General features: G+C 47.2%; 15 protein-coding genes and 1 tRNA gene. 12 read left to right on the forward strand and 4 right to left on the reverse strand.

The features are described from left to right. Positions 1 to 30: 30 nt before the first annotated feature. The 7 genes from QT994_RS06225 (at position 31) to QT994_RS06255 (ending at position 8,658) form a co-directional block, all read left to right on the forward strand. Entirely contained in the window at positions 31 to 378 is a 348-nt protein-coding gene (locus tag QT994_RS06225) for a DUF433 domain-containing protein (RefSeq protein ID WP_333172586.1), read from the forward strand. 3 nt (positions 379 to 381) lie between these two features. Further along, positions 382 to 627, forward strand: coding sequence for a DUF5615 family PIN-like protein (locus QT994_RS06230; protein ID WP_333172589.1), 246 nt, complete (start codon positions 382 to 384; stop codon positions 625 to 627). A 102-nt stretch (positions 628 to 729) separates the two neighbouring features. Beyond that, a complete protein-coding gene (locus QT994_RS06235) occupies positions 730 to 975 on the forward strand; it encodes a DUF433 domain-containing protein (RefSeq protein ID WP_445243876.1) in 246 nt (81 codons plus the stop codon). A 45-nt stretch (positions 976 to 1,020) separates the two neighbouring features. Beyond that, positions 1,021 to 2,196 carry an exonuclease SbcCD subunit D gene (locus tag QT994_RS06240; RefSeq protein WP_333172592.1) on the forward strand — a complete coding sequence of 392 codons (1,176 nt, stop codon included), beginning with the start codon at positions 1,021 to 1,023 and terminating at the stop codon, positions 2,194 to 2,196. Positions 2,197 to 2,437: 241 nt separating this feature from the next. After that, positions 2,438 to 5,479: an SMC family ATPase gene (locus QT994_RS06245; RefSeq protein ID WP_333172594.1), complete on the forward strand. Its 3,042-nt coding sequence runs from the start codon at positions 2,438 to 2,440 to the stop codon at positions 5,477 to 5,479. A gap of 79 nt (positions 5,480 to 5,558) precedes the next feature. Next, positions 5,559 to 6,731 (forward strand): pyridoxal phosphate-dependent aminotransferase, encoded by a 1,173-nt coding sequence (locus QT994_RS06250; RefSeq protein WP_333172596.1) that lies wholly within the window; start codon positions 5,559 to 5,561, stop codon positions 6,729 to 6,731. A 16-nt stretch (positions 6,732 to 6,747) separates the two neighbouring features. Further along, positions 6,748 to 8,658, forward strand: a complete 1,911-nt coding sequence (locus QT994_RS06255; RefSeq protein WP_333172599.1) for an aminopeptidase P family protein — start codon at positions 6,748 to 6,750, stop codon at positions 8,656 to 8,658. Here the strand turns inward: QT994_RS06255 and QT994_RS06260 are convergent. The 4 genes from QT994_RS06260 to QT994_RS06275 form a co-directional block, all read right to left on the reverse strand. Continuing rightward, entirely contained in the window at positions 8,651 to 8,929 is a 279-nt protein-coding gene (locus QT994_RS06260; protein WP_333172601.1) for a hypothetical protein, read from the reverse strand. The two genes, QT994_RS06255 and QT994_RS06260, sit on opposite strands and share 8 nt — an antisense overlap. Further along, entirely contained in the window at positions 8,901 to 9,101 is a 201-nt protein-coding gene (locus QT994_RS06265) for a hypothetical protein (protein WP_333172603.1), read from the reverse strand. The genes QT994_RS06260 and QT994_RS06265 overlap by 29 nt, the downstream gene beginning before the upstream one ends. 49 nt (positions 9,102 to 9,150) lie before the next feature. Continuing rightward, positions 9,151 to 9,223 (reverse strand) — tRNA-Thr (locus tag QT994_RS06270). 132 nt (positions 9,224 to 9,355) lie between these two features. After that, a complete protein-coding gene (locus tag QT994_RS06275; protein WP_333046290.1) occupies positions 9,356 to 11,512 on the reverse strand; it encodes a WD40 domain-containing protein in 2,157 nt (718 codons plus the stop codon). Positions 11,513 to 11,880: 368 nt separating this feature from the next. Between QT994_RS06275 and QT994_RS06280 the strand changes: the two genes are divergently transcribed. The 5 genes from QT994_RS06280 to QT994_RS06300 all read left to right on the forward strand — a co-directional run bounded on the left by QT994_RS06280 (position 11,881) and on the right by QT994_RS06300 (position 21,446). Beyond that, entirely contained in the window at positions 11,881 to 13,041 is a 1,161-nt protein-coding gene (locus QT994_RS06280) for a sulfate ABC transporter substrate-binding protein (protein WP_333046291.1), read from the forward strand. Between the two features lie 89 nt (positions 13,042 to 13,130). Further along, positions 13,131 to 13,991: a sulfate ABC transporter permease subunit CysT gene (cysT, locus tag QT994_RS06285; RefSeq protein ID WP_333172605.1), complete on the forward strand. Its 861-nt coding sequence runs from the start codon at positions 13,131 to 13,133 to the stop codon at positions 13,989 to 13,991. Continuing rightward, positions 13,981 to 14,856: a sulfate ABC transporter permease subunit CysW gene (cysW, locus tag QT994_RS06290; protein ID WP_333046293.1), complete on the forward strand. Its 876-nt coding sequence runs from the start codon at positions 13,981 to 13,983 to the stop codon at positions 14,854 to 14,856. The genes cysT and cysW overlap by 11 nt, the downstream gene beginning before the upstream one ends. 155 nt (positions 14,857 to 15,011) lie before the next feature. Beyond that, a complete protein-coding gene (locus tag QT994_RS06295) occupies positions 15,012 to 15,371 on the forward strand; it encodes an NIL domain-containing protein (protein WP_333172607.1) in 360 nt (119 codons plus the stop codon). A gap of 696 nt (positions 15,372 to 16,067) precedes the next feature. After that, entirely contained in the window at positions 16,068 to 21,446 is a 5,379-nt protein-coding gene (locus QT994_RS06300) for a DUF4347 domain-containing protein (protein ID WP_333172608.1), read from the forward strand. Positions 21,447 to 21,483 lie beyond the last annotated feature (37 nt).

Here is a 21,483-nt window from a genome sequence, read left to right on the forward strand (position 1 = left end):
TACCTGTATGGTCAAAAAAAATTAATATTTATGAACTCAATAACTACAAATACGACACTGAAAGAGTTGCAACCGCAACTCTTGGCTTTAACTCCCGAAGAGAAGGCTCAAGCTATAGAATTACTAGCCCAAAGTTTAAGAAAATTTTGGTCGGGAATTCAAAAGACTCCCGGCGTGTGCGGCGGCGATGCTTGCATCAGACAAACGCGAATTCCTATTTGGGTGCTGGTGAATGCTCGCCGTTTAGGTATTTCTGAAGCTGAACTCCTAGAAGACTATCCGACTCTGCGTGCCGCTGATTTGGCGAATGCTTGGGTTTATGCTGAGGCATATTCTGATGAGATTGAAACAGCAATTCAAGACAATGAGGAAGATTGAAAAGTGGCGCGTTTCTATGCAGACAAACAATTTCCGAAGCGGGTTGTGGAATTGTTGAGGCCTTTAGGTCACGATGTCCTTACCCTACAGGAAGCAGGAAATGCTAATCAAAAAATTCCTGATGAAGAAGTGTTAGCTTTTGCAGTGAGTATTGACCGCGCTATTTTAACGCTCAATCGCCGTCATTTTATCAGGCTGCATACATTACAACCCGACCATGCTGGTATCATTGTTTGTAAAGATGATTAAAATAGGGATTTGTTGGCTTTACGCATTAAGGAAGCTATTGCTAATCGAGAATCAGTGAGAAGTTTACTGATTCGAGTTAACCGTCCTTCGGAGTGAGTAGAAATGATAGAATACCTTGGGTATGGAATTCAAAAGACTCCCGGTGTCATGGGTGGTGCCGCCTGTATCCGAAAAACGCGGATTCCTGTTTGGTTGTTAATAAGCTATCGCCGTCAAGATGCCACCGATGCTCATATTTTAGAAGGTCATCCCGATCTCTGTGCAGCAGATTTGGTGAATGCTTTTACTTATGCTGAGGCATATCCTGATGAGATTGAAACAGCAATTCAAGAAAATGAGGAAGATTAAAAAGTTACAGATTTCTCTGAAAATAAACAAAATACCCCTCGTACTATGCGAATAATTCATACTGCTGACTGGCATTTAGGGCGACGTTTTAGAGGAATCGATCGCACTTTTGAAATTGCGATCGCCCTGGAACAGATTTTGAAGCAAGCAAAAGCCTTGGATGTCGATGCTGTGCTCGTTGCGGGCGACATTTTCGACGTACCCAACCCTCCCGCTTACGCCGAACGCATTGCTTATAACTTTTTCTGCGAACTCCAAGCGGCAGGAATTCCCGCAATTGCGATCGCGGGTAATCACGATTCCGCATCCCGCATCGACAGCATCGCGCAATTGCTTTCCCTCGCCGGTGTGCGCGCTTTAGGCAAACCCAGGCGATCGGCAGATGGCGGCACGATTACTCTTAATACAAAAAGCGGTAAACTTTGTGTGGGAGCGATGCCTTTTGCTTCCGAACAAAGACTGTTAGATGCTAATTCTCTCTGGCAGTCTGGCGATGCCGACCGCCGAAAAGATTACCGCGAAATAGTAGCATATTTACTCGAAGATTTAACCAGGGATTTTAGAGACAATACTGTCAATTTTCTCATGGGACACATGAGCATTGACGGCGCTCGATTGGCAAAATCCGAAGTCGCTTATTACACGCGAGAAAAATACCTGCTTTCATCGCAAACTCTGCCGCCGGAAGCTCAGTATGTCGCCCTCGGACACATCCACATTCACCAGCGAATTTCTGAGACTTCTCCCGCTTATTATTCCGGTTCTTTGATTCAGTTAGATTTTGGAGAAGCGGAACAGGAAAAAGGATTTTGCTTGATAGAAGTTGAGCCGGGAAGTCAGGCAAAGGTAGAATTTAAGCCTGTGGCTTGCCACAAGCCCTTAAAAGTGCTTAAATGTCATAACGACAATCTTGATCAAACTTTACAAGCTCATCAGTATCATCCGGGTTTCTTGAAAGTAATTGTCGAACTGGACAGTCCGCAAATCGGACTTGCCGATCGAGTGCGCCAAATTTGTTCTCAAGCGCTGTTAATTGAACCGCGCTATCCAGATGCAGCGCTAGAAGCAACAGAAATAACTAATATCGATCCCAATAATTTCGATCCGGCAACAGAGTTTTGCAACTATTATCAAAACCGCTTGGGAACGACACCGAAACCGGCAGTATTGGAGGAATTTCAAAACTTGTACAAGAAGTTTAAGGAAACAGTTAACAATTAAACGGGTAAAAAGATACAATCCAAAATCTAAAATTTCAAATAGTTTTAAGACTGAAACCCACGCTCAATGTCGCTTGTAGTTGAGTCTAGAGCCCCCTAAATCCTCCTCCCGGGGGACTTTGATAATACTCTTATCCCCCCTTTGTTAAGGGGGGTTAGGGGGGATCAGGAAGACTGTAGAAGGAAGACAGTAGACCTGAATATAACAATCTAAAACCCCAAATCTAAAATTTAAAATCAGTATGCGTCCACTCGAACTTATTCTCGAAGGATTTACCAGCTTCCGCCAGGAGCAGCGTTTAGATTTTTCTCAACTCGATTTGTTTGCAATTACTGGTGCTACAGGCGCGGGCAAATCTTCACTGTTAGATGCCATGACTTACGCTCTTTTTGGCACGACAACCCGCAGTGGCAAACAAGTCAGTGATTTGGCAAGTCAAGGCAGCGAAAATTTAAAAGTGCAGTTGCGTTTTGCTGTGGGTTCGGCACAGTATCGGGTGACGCGAAGGTGGCGTTTTCGTCCGAAATCTCCCGAAAATAAGGTGATTTTGGAAAACTGGCAAAATGGTCAATGGGAAACTTTGGGGACGAGTATCGTTGCTGTTCAAAATACCATTGAACAGATTTTAGGAATGGATTTTGATACTTTTACGCGAGCAATTGTTCTGCCTCAAGGCAAGTTTGATGAATTTATTAAAGGGGATACTTCAAAACGCCGGGAAATTTTGCGGCAGCTAGCGGGATTTGAGATTTTTGAGCAGATGCGGAAGGAAACAAATGAACTCGCAAAGTTGCTGAAACAAGAACGGGAAATGGTGGAAAGGCAGCTAGCTGAGTTGAGTGCGCCGACGGCGGATGAGGTGGATCAAAGACGATCGCAACTTTTGATTTTAGAGCAGCAGTTGCCCCAGTTCGATCGCGCCGTTATGAAAGCTCAGAAGGATTTAGATGAAGAGGAACAGCTATTTTCGCAAATTGCTCGCTGGCAAGAGCTGCAACAACAACTAGCTAAACTAAATGCTAATTCTGCTGAGATGAAAATTTTAGCACAGCGTTTAGAAAGAGCGCAAGCTGCCAATCATTTACAAGGAGATTGGGCTTTAGTGCGAGCGGCTCGCAGTCAGTATGAAACTGCCGAAAGTGCCTCGGTGGCAGCGCGAAAGCAGTTAATTAAAGCTCGCTCTGAGCTGGCAGTAGAGCAGCAGCAACTTGACGCGGCAAAAGCGAAAGAAGAGGTGCTAGCGCCACAAATTAAGGCTCGCGAAGATGCTCTAGCTGCTGCTAAAGTATATGAAGAACAGCGCGCTCAATTAGAAAAAGAAGTGGCCCTTGCCCAAAAAATCCAACAGGAAAAACTCCGCTTTTTTATGGCAGCAGATAAAGACCTGCAAGCTGCTAACACTAAAATTCAAGGTGCGGGTTTTCGAGTTACTCAAGCAGCCGCACAACTCGAACAGTATGCGCGGGGAGGAAAGCGTTTAGAGCAATTGCAGCAAATTTCACCCTTATTGATGGAACTTCAGCTAATTACCAAGCAGCAAAAGACTCAGCAAGAACAGTTGGATAAATGTCTGGCAGAGAAGGAAAAAGCTCAAAAAAAATATGTGGAGGTTACCACTAATTTAGAAGCTGTTGAACTCAGGCTAAAAGAGTGCGCCCGCGAGTTAGAAGAGGCGGAAACCGCTAATGCGGAAGCGGCACGTTTAGAGAGTGTTGCTGCTATCAGAATGTCTCTGAATTCGGGCGATACTTGCCCGGTGTGCGGGGGGGTGCATCCTGAGAGCGAGAGCCTCCCTCCTTTGCAGAATTCTAATATTGTCGATGTCGCTGGTTTGCGGCAGAAATTGGCGACAGCAAATCAGGTTTTTCAAGATGCTCAAAGGTTGGCGGCTGAGGGAAAAAGTGCAGTTTCAGCCTGCCTGCAAAAAGAGTCAGAAATTACTCAGATGCTTGAATTAACTGCGAATAGAGTTGCCGAATTGCAGCAGGAAATAGCTCAAGTTCTGGAAACTCCTTCTTGGGAAAGCTTGGGGTTGCAGCAGGAGTTGGCAATCCTTAAAGAGAGCGATCGCCAATACCGCGAAACCGAGCAGCAGTTCCAACTGGCCTCATTGGAATATGATAATTTTCAGGAAAGATTTAATGTTGCGGTGGCGACTCAAGCAGCTAAACAGCAGGAATATCAAGATGCGATCGCCGAATCAGACCGTCGCCAGCAGCAGTTGCAAAGTTGTGTAAATGCGCTTTATCAAATTACCGAATATCAACCTTATGCTAATTTAGCAAAAGTCTTAGAACAGGACAAGCAAGACTTGGCAAATCTGCTGAAAGTTGCCGAAAAATCCTATCAAACTGCTCAAAATAAGGTTATTCAAGCAGCAGAGAGAGAGCAACAAGCTGGAGAAGTTTTTGGACAAGCCCAAGCCCAGAAACAACAGCTAAACCTCGATTGGTCAGCAAAATTAACAGCGGCTGATTTCATAGAAGAGACATTTTTATCAGCGGTTGCGACAGTTAAGGAACAATCAGAATGGGAAAATGCTATTCGCACTCACCGCGAATCAAAAATTCAGTTAGAGACGCGGGCGAAAGATTTGAGCGAGGCGATCGCAGGCAGAACTACCGATGAGAATAATTTAGCACAAGTGCGATCGGCAAAACATACCGCCCAAGAAAACCTCAAACAAGCCAACAACAACCGCGCCGAACTGTTAGCTTGGATTCAAGTAGCAGCCCAAAATCTCGAACAAGCCGAAAGACTGTCACAGCAAATCACAAATTTCACAGAACAAGAGCAAACTTATCACACCTTAGCGCAGAACCTCAAATCCAACGAATTTCAATCATACATTTTAGAACATTTAGAAGCAGAATTAGTCGGCAGCGCCACCTTAATTTTGCAAGAATTAACCGAAAATCGCTACAAACTAATAAACCAAGACGGCGAATACTGGGTAGCAGATAATTGGAACGGCGGCGAAGCTAGACGAGTGCGTACTCTTTCCGGTGGCGAAACCTTTGCCACTTCCTTATCAATGGCTTTAGCTTTGTCAGAAAAGCTGTCTCAAGGAACTCACTTGGGCAGCTTATTTCTAGATGAAGGATTTGGTACTTTAGATACCGAAACTCTCGAAAGCGTTACTCAAATTTTAGAATCTTTGCGGCAGCGAGACAGGCTGATTGGAGTGATTACCCACGTTCGAGAATTGGGCGAAAGATTGCCCGCACAAGTTAAAGTTTCTAAATCACCCCAAGGTTCTAAAATAGAAATACATAGAGCCTGAACTGAGAGGCGCGTGCGTGAAATAGTAAACTAGCTTAAGGACGTACATTATCACTAAACCGGCCCTACAACTATAATATATGATAAAAAATCACCCGACTCGAATGCAATCGGTACAGTCGCCAATAATTCCAGTAGTTGGTGAACTGATCCGCCAAAATCCAGGCACGATATCTTTAGGACAAGGCGTAGTTTACTACAATCCGCCACAAGAATCATTTGACAAAATACCCGAATTCTTCGCAAATCCCGACAATCACAAATACAAAGCCGTGGAAGGAATTCCACAATTACAAGATGCCATCGCAGCTAAACTAAAAACAGATAACGACATAGAAATTAACAGCAAAAACTGCATTGTCGTTACCGCCGGTAGCAATATGGGATTTACCAACGCCATTCTCGCCATCACCTCGGCGGGAGACGAAGTTATTATCCAATCACCTTATTACTTTAACCACGAAATGGCGGCAATTATGGCAAATTGCCGACCAGTGATAGTAGAAACCGACGCCAACTATCAACTTAATATCGATGGTATAGAAAAAGCAATTACCGACAAAACGCGAGCCATCGTCACCGTTTCACCCAACAACCCAACAGGCGTCGTTTATCCTTTTGAAGCACTCCGAGAAGTTAACGAAATTTGCCGCCAGCACAACATCTATCACATCAGCGACGAAGCCTACGAATATTTTACTTATAACGGCGTAAAACACTATTCCCCCGCCGCTTTTCCCAACAGCAGCGAACATACAATTTCTCTGTTTAGCCTCTCCAAAGCCTACGGTTTTGCGAGTTGGCGGATCGGGTATATGGTAATACCAGAACACTTGCTCGTTTCAGTGAGAAAGATTCAAGATACAATCTTAATTTGTCCGCCGGTAATTTCTCAGTATGCAGCCCTGGGAGCCTTGCAAGCTGGTAGAGGTTACTGCGATAATTATGTAAGGGCGATCGCATCTGTGCGCCAACTCGTATTAGACGAACTCAATACCATCCAAAACTTGTGTACGATTTCCCCAGCCGCTGGAGCATTCTACTTTTTCTTGAAAGTTGATACTGAACTCGATACAATGGAATTAGTCGAACAATTAATTCGCGAATATCACGTAGCAGTGCTTCCCGGTACTACTTTTGGCATGGATAGTGGCTGTTATTTGCGGGTGGCTTACGGTGCTTTGGAAAAAGCAAACGCCACCGCAGGTATTATGAGATTAGTTAAAGGTTTGAAGACAATTTTAAACAAGTAAAATAGGAAATTTAAAAATGGTTGCCACTAACTTGAAAGCAAATACAAATATTCAAGATACCTCCGCTGCAAGACTGGCAGACTTGCGCGATTTGATGGCAGATTACGACTTAGATTGCTATTTCATCCCAGCGGTTGACGAACACTTAAATTTATCAGTTCCAGCAGCCAAGCAGCGGCGGGCTTGGATGTGCGGTTTTACGGGTTCCGCCGGCGATTTGTTGGTTGGCAAAGATTCCGCTTGGTTGTTTGTGGATTCCCGCTATTACGAACAAGCCGAATTGCAAGTCGATACGGGAATTATTCAAATATCGAAAGTCGGCTTAGAAGGAAATTTAACTTTAATTGAAACTTTAGAAAAGCTGGCTGTAGAATCGGCAGAAAAATCAAGGAAAATTCGCATGGGTTTTGACCCGTTTACCGTAGCGACAGAGCAATATCAAAATTGGGTGAAAAAATTTGCAACGGCGGAGATTCAACTCATACCAATCCGGGAGAATTTGACAGACAAAGTGCGATCGCAAACTCCTTGGCAAACAGCAGAGACTTTACCCGCGATTGATGCAGAGCCCATATTTAGCTTACCTGTATCCCTGACAGGAGAAACCGCTGCCGAAAAATTAGCCAGAGTCAGGGAAGCGATGCAAAAAGCCAACATCGATGTGCTTCCGATTACCAACCTCAATCAAATAGCGTGGCTGTTCAACCTCAGAGGCTCGGATATTCCCCACATTCCCATTTTCATATCCTATGCCATTGTCACCACAGATTCAGCGTTTTTGTTTACAAATACGGAACGAATTTCACTAGAAATTAAGCAAGAATTGCGGGCGGATGTAACTTTGCTTCCCTACGCAGACTATCCGCATACCTTAAAAACTTGCGTAAATTTGCCAAATAAAGTTCGGGTACTTTTAGATCCGAAACACAGCACAGCAGGCACGTACCAGTTAATCTTAAACCAGGAAGAAGCGCAGTTATACAACATCGAAATAGTTTTTGAGACACATCCGGTGGAAGGGATGAAAGCTCGCAAAAATCCCGTAGAAATTGAGCAGATGAAATCAGCCAATTTCAAAGCAAGTCGAGCTAAAACTTTGACTTTAAAGTGGTTGACAGAACAGCTAGAAAATGGTAAGGTAGTGACAGAGTTTGATGTCAAAGAAAGCATCGAAAGATTTTACCAGGAAGAAACTGATTTTCAGACTTTAACTTTTAGAACGATCGCAGGTGCGGGAGCCAATAGCTCGATCGTACATTACGGAACCCCCAGCCCAGAAATCACCTTAAAACCCGGAGAATTGCTGCTGCTTGACTCAGGCGCGCAATATTTAGCAGGTACAACCGACGATACGAGAACAATAAGTATCGGAGAACCGACGGCGCTACAAATAGAACACTACACAACAGTCTTAATCGCGCACATCAACTGTGCAATGCAGCAATTCCCCAAAGGCACAACGGGAGCGCAATTAGATGCGATCGCCCGTGCGGTATTATGGCAAGAACAACTCGACTACGGACACGGTACAGGGCACGGAGTCGGCGCGTTTTTAGCCGGTCACGAAGGACCCAATGGCATCAGCAAATCTGTGCAGTATCCCCTAGAAGCCGGAATGGTAACGAGCATCGAACCGGGATATTACGAACCGGGATGGGGCGGAATTCGCATTGAAAATCTCTATGTTGTCAGGGAAATGCCATCAAAAAACGGTTCGGTTTGGTACGGATTTGAATCGCTGACGTATATTCCGTTTGAACGCAAATTGATAAATGTCGATCGACTGTCAAAGACTCAACTAGCGTGGTTGAATAATTATCACGCTTCGGTAGTCGAGAAACTGGAACCCGTACTTGATGCAGCAACAATTGAATGGTTGAAAACAGCCTGCACTGCGTTAGGTAAAATTGATGTTACTGTTAGCTAATAAGCCGATCGTACTCTGTGTGCGCGCCGATCCAAAACCACAAAATACCCTGCTCAATCCCTATACCCAAAGCTCGGTAGTCTTGTCCGGCTCTGACTGACAAATACTTGCCGACTTTTTTGAAATGCAGCGATGGATGAGTTGGATCGGCTTTGAGTAATTCGTAACATCGATCGGCTGAAAGCTTTACGGTTTCAGGTAAAGCGTTGTAGATTCCCAAAATCGACGAGTCGTGTAGTGCATCAAATTTCTCGATAGCGCCCCGCCTCAAAATCTGCGATCGCCTCCTGGGCTAAATCTTCCAACTTACCGCCAGCAATATCTAGTTCTAACTGCACGTCCCAACGCCGATAATCCAACTCAAAAAACCATTCCACAAGTTGATGAAACTTATCTGGTGGTAGATCCAGGATAGCGGCTTCAATTTGCTCGATCGTCAACATAGAGCTTGTGATTTGTAGATAGTTATATCTATCAAAATTATACTAATAAAGCTGGTGACAGGATTTGAACCTGCGACAGGCTGATTACAAATCAGCTACTCTACCAACTGAGTTACACCAGCAGTGAAACTTAATATAGCAAACTTATAGTCATTAGCGCAACCCCCCCAGCCATTTTTTTTTCAAATTCGCTCAAAACCCCTCCCCGTAAGGGTAAAACCGGAATAGTCCGCCCACAGCCCACTGCCAATTAACTAATCGCACCGCCAAATCTTAATCGTCTGATCCGCACTGCCGCTGGCGAGCAACTTGCCCGAAGGTGCGATCGCCACCGAGTACACCGTACCCGAATGTCCCTTAAGAGCGCTCAACAACTCCCCCGTCTGCAAATTCCAAATATTAATCGTATTATCATCGCAGCCACTAACCAAAGTCAAACCGTCCCCACTGATAGCAACCGAATCGCCCCGACTCACATAATTCTGTAAAATATGCAGCGCCTCATTCGTTCCTAAATTAGTTACACCCTTTCCCCTCGCATAATTAGTATTTAAAATCCGCAACAAACTGCCCGTGTGCAAATTCCGCAGCTTAATCGTATAATCATTGCTGACGCTAGCCAGAATCTGACCGTCTGGGGCGATCGCCACAGAATTCACCCCAACATTCAACCCCGAAAGAGTCCGCAGCAACTTGCCACTTTCCACATCCCAAACCTTGCTCGTCGCATCCGAACTCCCACTCGCCAATATTTGACCGTCCGGACTAAAAACCACCGCATTCACATTGTCAGAATGACCCCTCAAAGTCCGCAGCAACTCACCAGTCCGCAAATTCCACAGCTTAATCGTATTATCAGCCCCGCCGCAGCTAGCAATTACCTGGCGCTTCGGGTTAATCGCCACCGAATTCACCTCCATAGAATGTCCCGGAAAAGTACACAGCAAATCACCGTTATGCAAATTCCAAAACTTAATGGTTTCGTCGGAACTGCCGCTGACCAACATTTTTCCGTCATAGCTAATAGCAACCGAATTTACGCGATCGGAATGTCCCGTCAGAGTACCCATTAATTCCGCTGTTTCTAAATTCCAAATCTTAATAGTTTTATCCCAACTACCGCTAGCCAGAATTTGGCCGTCAGGACTAATAGCCAGAGAATTCACAAAAGATGAATGTCCCGGCAGCGTATATACACACCGCCATTTCTGATGTGTTAATTTGTGAGCTAATTCCTTTGCCCGTTTAGATGCCGCCTCCACTTCCTGTCTGCGTTTGAGTTCAGCTTCCTCCAAACGTTGGCGTTCCGCCTTAGCTTTCGCCTCTCGCAGCGCCAGCCGCCGCATCTCTCCTTTATAGACTATTCGCTGCTGCTCTTGAATTTCTTTAAGAGTTTCCATATACGGTAGGGCCCAATCTTTAGAAAACCATTCCTGAGCAAATTCCGCCTCTAATTTAAATAACTGAGGTTCGTGAGTAAAATCGATATTTAAATAATACAAATCCGCTAAAAAAGCCGCCAATAATTTGTGAATTGTCACAATTATTTGCCTAATAATCCGCAGGCTCAGCTTTTGATCTTTTCCCTCCGCCTCCAACTGGTGATAAACCTCTTCCCAATTCCAAGGCTGCATCGCCACTAGAGAAACGCTCTGATTTATGACTCCCCAAAAACCGACATGAAAATTAACTTCATAATCGCTGATATCGCTGTACAGTATAGCTGTAGGTACGGGAGACAAAACACTCTGCAACCGCTCCACATCAATATCAGAAATCGATTTTTTGAAATAGTCTCCGTAAAATTGAACCGGACACACATCTCCGTGCTGGGGGTAGTGCTGGTTCAAAAAAGCTCTTAACTTAGCCGGCAGCTCGATATTTAGATTGTGCCGAAACGAATCCGGGCAATCTTCGCTAATTTTTGCGGGAGCAACTAACAGCAGCAATCGGTGCTGCTGCTGCTGCAAAATCTGTTCAGTTTCCTGCCTGCTCAAATTAGAAAACCAGTTGTCCCTGTCCCAAATAGTTTGAATTTCGCTCAGCTTAACTCGAATTGCTTCTGATTGAAACTCTCGCATTAAGTCGCGGCACAGCCGACTAATTGCCCGCTTATCTCTCAATTCTTGTGCCTTAATTCGATTAACACGTTCTTCCTTTGCCCATTCTTCTGCGTCGGCGAGCGCGATTAATTCTTGTTCTCTCGCCTGCTGCCGCTGCAAAAATTTCATTTGTGCTTTAATCCAGCGGGGGTCTTTTTTGATTTGCTGGTTCAAAGCTGAAGAACCAGACGGCTCAATTTCTGCATAGCGTTCGTTGACAGCGCTTGCTCCCAATCTTTCTCCCAATTCAGAGGCTACAGGCTTCAACAGTTCAATTAGGGTGTCTGAGACGGGGCGGGGTAAGGACATACCAGTTAAAACTTTTTCTTACTTAAGGGCGATCGCGCGAGTCAGGCATATCTCGCTGGGGGGGGACTCTTGGCAGGGCTATTACATTTGAGCGATCGGCCGATGGTAGTCGTAGGGCGTATCGTGCAGCCGCGCAAGTTGAGCACCTTAACTCAATAATAATATTTATTTATACACTTTACATTTTACCCCAAATCTGGATCGAAAGCACCGAGGGAAAAGACATCAGGATATGCGATCGACCCTGAGTTCCCCCAATTCGTTTTTTTTGTTGCCTTTTCACTCGCTCTTGTCTATAATCGTACTTCACAACCATAATTACGGTATCCCGACCCAATAACCGTACTTTCTCTAGAGGAACAAATATAATGAGTCCGTGGCAACGCCTAACTCAACACCTTCACTGGCCGCAACAGCCACCCGCAGGCACAAACCAATCATTTAAGGCGCTCAAAAGATTTGTGTCGCTATTTTTAGTGGGAATAACTTTAAGTCTGGCGGTTGCATCCTGCGGCCAGGGAAGCACCAACAACCCCGTAGCCACTCCAGGCGGTGCTACTCCAGGCGGTGCTAGCTCAGCAGCCAACAAAGGCAACGTAGAATTAACCCTAGTATCCTTCGCCGTCACCAAAGCCGCCCACGAAGCCATAATTCCCAAATTCGTACAACAATGGCAAAAAGAAAAGGGTCAAACCGTTACTTTTAACCAAAGCTACGGCGGTTCCGGTTCCCAAACTCGGGCCGTAATTGACGGTTTAGAAGCAGACATCGTACACCTAGCGCTCGCCCTCGACACCGCAAAAATCGAAAAAGCCGGACTAATTCAACCTGGGTGGGAAAAAGAAGTTCCCAACGAAGGCATAGTCAGCAAATCGGTAGCAGCGATAGTTACCCGCGAAGGCAATCCCAAAGGCATCAAAAGCTGGGAAGATTTAAGCAAAGACGGAGTAAAAGTGATTACTGCCGATCCCAAAACATCAGGCGTTGCCCGTTGGAATTTCCTCGCACTTTGGGGCTCGGTTGTTAAAACCGGAGGAGACGAAACCAAAGCATTAGACTTTACTAGCAAAGTCTACAAAAACGTCCCGATTCTAACGAAAGATGCCCGCGAAGCCACTGATGTATTTTTCAAACAAGGTCAAGGTGACGCCTTAATTAACTACGAAAACGAGATTCTTCTGGCAGGTGAGAAAGGCGAAAAACCCACTTATACTATTCCCGAAGTTAATGTTTCGATCGACAATCCGATTGCCATCGTCGATAAAAACGTTGATAAACACGGTACTCGCGAAGTCGCCGAAGCATTTGTCAAGTTTCTCTACACCCCAGAAGCTCAGCGAGAATTTGCCAAAGTAGGCTTCCGCCCCGTAGATGCGACAGTAGCGGCGGAACCAGAATTTGTCAAAAAATATGCCCCCATCAAAACCCTATTTACAGCTCAAGACTTAGGAGGCTGGAAAGATATTCAGCAGAAATTCTTTGATGACGGAGCTGTTTTTGACAAAATCCAAGGTTCAATTAAACAGTAAAAAAACAGAATGCTCAGATCCCCGACTTCCTCGAAGTTGTCGGGGATCTAAAAGATTCACTATTCTTGGCAAATCCAAACTATTCACTTATGGCTGTATCATCTCCAACCAGCAACCCTGAATCTCCCATCGAAAATATCAAAAGGGCGATCGGCAAAATCACATTACCTTGGGGAATCACCCTAGGCTACCTCAGCTTAATGCTATTGCTCCCAGTTGCAGCAATGCTGCAGAAAGCCAGCACAGCAAACCCCGCCGAATTTTGGGCAATTGCCACCAGTCCGATCGCCCTTTCCGCCTACGATGTCACCTTCTTTACGGCATTAATTGCGGCATTAATTAACGGAGTATTCGGCACCTTGATTGCCTGGGTATTAGTCCGCTACGACTTTCCCTTAAAACGGGTTGTCGATGCAGCAGTCGATTTACCTTTTGCACTGCCCACCTCCGTCGCCGGTTTAACTCTCGCCACAGTTTACAGCGATAACGGCTGGATCGGCGGGCTATTTGCACCCTTGGGAATCAAGATCTCATTTACTCGCTTGGGCGTAGGAATAGCGATGATATTTATTTCCTTGCCCTTTATCGTGCGGACTGTACAGCCAGTTTTAAACGAGATGGAAAAAGACATCGAAGAAGCAGCTTGGTGCTTGGGTGCTTCTCAATTTCAAACCTTCTGGCGAGTAGTTTTACCGCCGCTGTTCCCGTCTATTTTAACCGGAGTTGCCCTCGGGTTTTCGCGAGCAGTTGGCGAGTATGGCTCTACTGTAATTGTAGCTTCTAACATACCCTTCAAAGATTTAATCGCCCCAGTATTAATTTTTCAAAGATTGGAACAGTACGACTATGCAGGAGCAACAGTTATCGGCACTGTATTGTTAGCTATTTCCCTGGCAATGCTGTTCGCAATTAATCTATTACAAGCATGGAGAAGACGCTATGACGGCTAATATAAATTCACCCGCTGATTACAAATTTCCGCCTGCGGGTTCTAGTCGGAGTCAGGAGAAAGCCTGGGTAAAACCCACTTTAATCGGAATTGCGAGCGGCTATCTTGCTCTCGTCTTATTCATCCCCATGCTCAACGTTTTTTACCAAGCTTTCAGAAAAGGATTTGAGCCATTTTTTTCTAACTTAACCTCGCCAGATTTTCTGCACGCAGCGCAACTTACCCTAGTGATTTCTCTGATTGTCGTGCCTGTAAATACAGTCTTCGGTTTGTGTGCAGCCTGGGTAATTGGTCGCAATAAATTTCGGGGGCGCACGCTATTAATCAGCATTTTAGACGTGCCGTTTGCCATATCACCCGTAGTTGCAGGTTTAATGATTGTACTGCTTTACGGTCGGGTGGGCTGGTTCGGGCCGTGGCTGGAGGCGGCCAATATCAAGGTTATTTTTGCCTTCCCTGGAATGGTGCTGGCTACTGCTTTTGTTACCTTGCCTTTTGTGGCCCGCGAAGTAATTCCTGTTTTGGAAGAAGTGGGAACAGATCAAGAAGAGGCGGCGAAAACTTTGGGAGCAAATGACTGGCAAATTTTCTGGAATGTCACGCTTCCCAGTATTCGCTGGGGATTGCTTTACGGAGTAATTTTGACCAATGCTAGAGCAATGGGAGAATTTGGAGCCGTCTCTGTGGTATCAGGAAATATTGCTAAAAAAACCCAAACTTTGCCTTTGTTTGTAGAGGATGCTTACAAGCAGTACGCGACGCAAGCAGCATTTTCAGCGGCGGTAATTCTAGGTTTTTTAGGAGTTATTACTCTTGTACTTAAGGAGATTTTAGAACGAAAAACAAGCATTAAGGAGGTTGAATAATCATCAGTCATTAGGCTGTAGGGTACGCAGTTGTTAGTCATTAGTAGGGTGCGTGGCTATCGACAATCTGCTTGGAAGCTCGAAAATCTCGCAGATCCGCACCATACAAGATAGTGGTGCAAAATGTAAACTGAAACAAACATTAGGAGGCCCCAATGTTAGCTCACAACACTAGCGAATCTGAATTTGAGGCGATAGACCATTTTCACAAAACCCAAGAATCCGATATTCCCAAATCAGACAGTGGCGACAGCAGACCAACTCAAACCCGCATTCGCATTCGTGTGCCTAAAGCATACCATCAGGAACCTGTCATCTCTAACCTGATTTCTGAATACGGTTTGACGGTAAATTTTAATGCCGCTTTGTTGGGTGTCAAAACTTTAGATGATGGTTGGTTTGATTTGGAACTTAACGGTACAAGTAAACAGATTGAAAGTGCTCTGCTTTATCTGAATGATTTAGATGTGGAAATTTGGAGCAATTCCAATAATCCCGACGAAGAAACTTGGTAATTAGTGAGTCTTGGACTCACCAAGCTGAAAGAAAAGTTAATATTCTGGACTGCCACGCCTAATTTTCTTTCTTAGAGCCAGTTTATTGAGTCTAATAGTTTCTAGGAATGTTAGTCATGAGTCAGCCTATCTATTCCTGTAAAATAACCGTTATCAAGGTTATAGTGAGGAATGCAAGCCTTCATAAAACTCGGAGGACTTGCATTCCTTACTACCAAGCACTTTGATTGGGGTTGTTCGTTAGCGAAGCCCTCGAAGAGGATCGCACATACAGATCATTCAGCAGCTAACCACTACGCAATAATATCAGCTTACAGCTAATAACCGTGATTGATAACTCTTGACTCACAAATATCGATCGTCATCGGTTAACTATTAGATTGACAATCTTTATCAAATCTGGTATTTTATCCATCTCTGGTATATCAATAAACAGCGCGCAAGTCTTCTCCAACATTGTTGTAACAGCCGGAACAATATCCCCCTTTAAAACTTCTAAACAATCAAACTAACTCAGTTAGGGCAGGGAAGCATAAAAAAATGTTTTTGTCAATATTCAATTTAGGTGAAAGTTAGGGGCGATCCTCTTCGAGGGCTTCGCCAACGACTCTCATCCGCAGCGGAAAAAGATTGATCGCTGCTGCGGTTGCTTTGTGCTATGAATTTGATGTGTGTGTGTACCAGGAGAATTTGAACGTGGAACTCTATAAAGAACAGAAACACCAGATAGTTTTTGCAGATTCACAAGTTAAAGATTGCCAAAGTTTAACAGAAACGGTCAATCCCGATACAGAAATTGTTATTCTCAAAGCCGATCGCGACGGCATCGAGCAAATCGCCGAAACACTTAAACAGCGGACCAACATTGCAGCCGTCCACATTTTGTCTCACGGCGCAGCAGCCAGCTTGCAAATCGGCGCAACAGAACTTAATCTCAGCAACATTGAAAGCTACCGCAATTATTTAGAAACATGGTTTGCTTTGCCAGCAGCCGAAGCAAACTCTAACTCTCCAATTACAGCTAAACCAGAAATTCTGCTTTACGGTTGCAACGTCGCCGCCACAGAAGCAGGTGTGGCTTTCGTCCAAAGGCTGAGCCAGCTTACGGGGGCAAATATTGCCGCTTCCGATAACTTGACCGGCAGTGCGGCACTGGGTGGAGACTGGGAACTCGAAGTAACTACGGGCAACATAGAAACACCTTTGGCATTTTCGGCAGAGGCGAGGGAAGCTTACAGTGGCGTACTGGCTGACTTGAACCAAACGACGGGCGACTTTAACGGACTGGTAAATGCCATCAATGTTGCCAACATCAACAGTGGCATTGACACGATCACTCTCTCTGCCGATATTACCCTCGCAGGGCAATTGCCGAGAATTACGGATACTACCACTATTGTTGGTGGCGGTTTCAAGATCAGTGGCAATAACAACCGTGCCTTCGTAGTTGATAACACAACATTTAACATCTCGAACCTCACCATTGATTCTGCAAAAGCAGTAGGCAACGTAGGAACCAGTGGTGGTGGTGGCGCTGCAGGCTTAGGTGGCGCACTTTTTATCAACAGCGGTACAGTCACAGTTGACAGAGTTACTTTTTCTAATAACTCTGCCGTTGGCGGTGCAGGTGTGGCTGGGAATGGTGGCAAGGGTGGTAGCGCGGATCTGGCTACTGTCTTTGGAGGCACAGCAGGGACAAATGGTAGAAATGGTAGAAATGGTCTAGCAAGTAATGGCGCTGCCGGTGGGGTTGGCGAAGATGGCGAGGCTGGCGGTACTGGTAATGCTGGCGGTACTGGCGGTATTGGCGGCACTGGCGGTACTGGTGTTGGCGGCACAAACGGTGGTGCTGGTGGTATTGGTGGTGCTGGTGGTGCTGGTAGCGTTGTCGGTAGTGGCGGCGGTGGTGGTGGTGCCGGTGGCGTTGGCGGTCCTCCTGGTACTGGTACTCAAGGTAATGGTGGCAATGGCGGTGCTGGCGCTGCTGGCACCTTTGGTGGTGGTGGCGGTGCTGGCGGTACTTTTGGTACAGGTGCTGCGCCTGGTGCTATCGGCCCTGGCGGCACTGGCGGCTTCGGCGGCGGTGGCGGTAGTGGTAATGGTGCAAGCGCCGGGGGCACTTTTGGCGGTGCAGGTACTATTGGCTTTGGTGGCGGCGGTGCAGGTTTAGGCGGCGCGATTTTTGTTGGCGGTGGCACTTTGACCATGACCAACAGCACCTTATATAGCAACACAGTTACGGGTGGCAATGCTGGTAATGTTGCCGCAGGTGCGGGTACAGCCGCAGGTGGTGCAATTTTCGTCAACTCAGGTGCTACAGCTACCCTCACTAACAACACGATCGCTTATAACTCTGCAACCGCCGCCACAGTTGGCACCCCGGCTAGTCTGATTGCTAATGCCGGAGGAATTTACAACAACGGCGGTACAGTTACAGTCAAAAACACGATCATTGCTGGCAACGTTGCTACTACCGACACTGATGTTACAGGGGCATTCACAGGAAATAACAACCTGATTGGAGTTCTCGGCACTAGCACTGGTTTCGCAGGTCAGGCATTAGCGGTTCCTTTGGCAAATGTATTAGCTCCAGCCGCCTCTGCCGGACTCAACGGTGCAACTACCGGTCCGTTCACCCTTGCCCTAGTGGACAACAGCCCCGTCACTACCAGCAGCAACCCTGCAATTGGTGGGGGCGACCCGACAATAACAGCAGTGGGCGCTACAGCTTTTGACCAACGCGGTACTGGCTATCCTCGAAAAATTGACAATACTCTTGTCAGCAAACCGAATATTGACATCGGTGCTTACGAGTACGGGCCAGTGGTCGTGGGTCAGAAATTCAACGACCTTAACGGGGATAGCCTGCAAGGTGCCGCGGCGACTGAACCAGGTCTCCCGGGCTGGGTGATTTCTGTAGGCACAAAAAGCGCTACCACCGCAGCAGACGGCACTTACACGATCCCGGACGTAAAAACAGCTACTCCCATTACAGAAGCGCCGCCTGCTGGTACGCTTGCGACCGAGTGGGTACAGACTCTCGGCCCGACTCCCGGTTCTACAGGTGTAATTGATGTTACTGGTGCCAACTTTGGCAACTTCAAAAAAACATCGATCGCAGGCAAAACCTACACCGACCTCGCGGGCAACGCCGTTTTAGATGCCACCGACACCGTATTAAACGGCGTCACCGTCACTTTATACAAAGACACCAACAACAACAACACGCTAGAAGTCGGCACAGATACTGTTGTGGGCGCGCCCGTAACGACTGCGGGAGCCGGAGATTACCTCTTCTCGGATATAGGCCCCGGCAAATACCTGATACAAGCTACGGCCCCAGCCAACTCCAGCATCTCTTTCCCCGCTGCCGCAATTTTCGTTAGCGCCCAAAGCGGTACTGCTGTCACCGGTCAAAACTTTGGCGTTTTCCAAAACATCACCGTCAGCGGTACCCAATTCACCGACCTCACCGGCAACGGCTTCTCTGCCGATGATACGCCCCTTAACGGCACCACCGTTCGCTTGTTTAAGGATACTAACAATAACAGCACTTTAGATACCGGCGACGCGGAAATTGCCTCTCAAGTTACCGGGACAGCACCAGCGGCTGCTGGGACGTATAGCTTTGCCAACGTCGGCTCCGGTCGATACTTTGTGAGAGAAGACGTACCAACTGGTTCCTCACAAACCGCCGGTCCGGCTTTTTATACAATTAACCCGGTCAGCAGCACAAACATTACGGCTCAAGACTTCGGCAACTTCCAGTTGGGCAAAATCAGCGGGATCAAATTTAATGACCTCAACAAAAATGGCACTCAAGATTTGCCAGCAGAACAACCCCTAGGAGGCTGGACAATTTACCTGGATGCCAACAACAACGGCGTCCAAGAACAAGTAGCAGCCGAAACAGGCACCAACGCCGCTGTCACCGATGTCGCCGGCAAGTACCAGTTCACCAACCTGCCAGCCGGCACTTATACAGTGCGGGAAGTGCCACAAACAGGCTGGACGCAAACTCTGCCCCCTGTCAATGCAGCCACGCCTACTCTTTCCGGCGCGTTTTCGATCGCCGTCACCAGCGGCACAGACTCCCAAAACAACAATTTCGGCAACTTCAAGCCCAACTCGATTAGTGGTCTGAAGTTCAATGACCTCAACAAAAATGCCATCCAAGATGCGCCAGCAGAAACAGCACTACCCAACTGGCAATTCTTCCTGGATACCAACAACAACGGTACTCTCGACACCGGGGAACCCAACACCCTCACGGATGCCACCGGCAACTACAAATTCTCCGATTTGTCAGCCGGAACCTATAAGGTGCGGGAAGTCTTGCAGCCTACTTGGACGCAAACTACCCCCAACCCCGCCGACATCACTGTCACCAGCGGTCAAGACATCGCTAATATCAACTTCGGCAACTTCCAGTCGAGCACAATCAGTGGTCAAAAATTCAATGACCTCAACAGCAACGGCATTAAGGATGCCGGAGAATTGGGGCTAGGTAACTGGCAAATATTCCTCGACAGTATCAATCCGGATGGATTGTTTCAGCAGGGCGAACCGACTACCATCACTGATGCTGCGGGCAACTACACTCTCCGAGATATACCCGCAGGCACTTACCAGGTAAGGGAAGTCCAGCAAAACGGCTGGACGCAGACGACCCCCAACCCCGCCCCCGTTACTGTTAATCCTCCAAATAACATCACCGGCATTGACTTCGGCAACTTCTTGCCCCAACCCGGGGCGATCCGAGGTCTGAAGTTCCGCGACAGCAACAACAATGGCACTCAGGATGCTGGAGAACCGGGTTTACCCAATTTCCAAATTCAGTTAACCAATGTCGTAACTGGAACTGCTCCGGCTCCGGCTCCTGTTACTACTACCACAGACAACAGCGGCAACTACCTGTTCGCAAACCTAACGCCGGGAACCTACCGTGTCCGGGAAGTCAATCAAACTGGGTTCACCCAAAGCACTCCCGCACCCGCGGACATCACCCTAACTTCGGGCGCTATTGTCAGCGGCATCAACTTCGGGAACTTCCCGACGCCGACGCCGACGCCGACACCGACACCTGCACCGACACCTGCACCGACGCCGCCGACATCGCCGACGCCGACGCCTGCACCTGTACCGACGCCTGCACCGACACCTGCACCGACGCCGACACCTGCACCTGTAACGACGCCGACGCCTGCACCTGCACCTGTACCGACGCCGACACCTGCACCGACGCCGACGCCTGCACCTGTACCGACGCCGACGCCTGCACCTGTACCGACAGATTTGGTTTGCCCTGAGAACTTCCCCAGGATCGCTACTCCCAATGAGTCCGGCACTTCTTCAGCGGGTAATGTGATCAATGGCCCTAACGGCGACGATACGATCGTGGGTAGTGCTGGCAGTGACTCTATCTTCGGGTTGAGCGGCAACGATTTGATCTTTGGCCGAGGGGGCAGCGACTACATCAATGGCAATACGGGCAACGATACTGTCTACGGAGGCATCGATAGCGATACTCTCTTCGGTGGCAAAGGGTTTGACCTGATTTTTGGCGATCGGGGTAACGATACGATTTATGGCAATCGCGGCAACGACTCGATCTCTGGTGACGAAGGCAATGATTTATTGTACGGCGGCAAAGCTGATGACGTAATGTTGGGAGGCGCTGGCGACGACGTGCTAATTGGCGATCAAGGCAATGACACTCTCTGCGGCGGCGAGGGTAACAATACCTTAATTGGCAGCAGCGGCGATGATTTGCTCTTTGCTGGCACCGGCGATGACTTGCTCTTTGGCGGCATTGGCAGGGATACCCTCGTCGGCGGCATTGGCAGCAATGGCTTTGTCTTGTCAGCGGGCGGAGGAATTGACACTATTATCAACTTCACTGCAGGAGTTGATTCGATCAAGTTGGTGGGAGGCTTGGACTTCAATCAACTGTCATTGACCGAAACTAATGGCTCGACGGCGATCGGCATCGCCGGTAGCAACGAGATTTTGGCTATACTGACGAGCGTGCAGCCGAGCCAGTTATCGGCTCAGAATTTTAGCTTGCTGGTTTAGTCCGCAGATAAAACTCGGCAGTTGCAACCGATCCTAC

Source organism: Microcoleus sp. S13_B4 (assembly GCF_036700885.1).
Taxonomy (GTDB): Bacteria; Cyanobacteriota; Cyanobacteriia; order Cyanobacteriales; family Microcoleaceae; genus Microcoleus.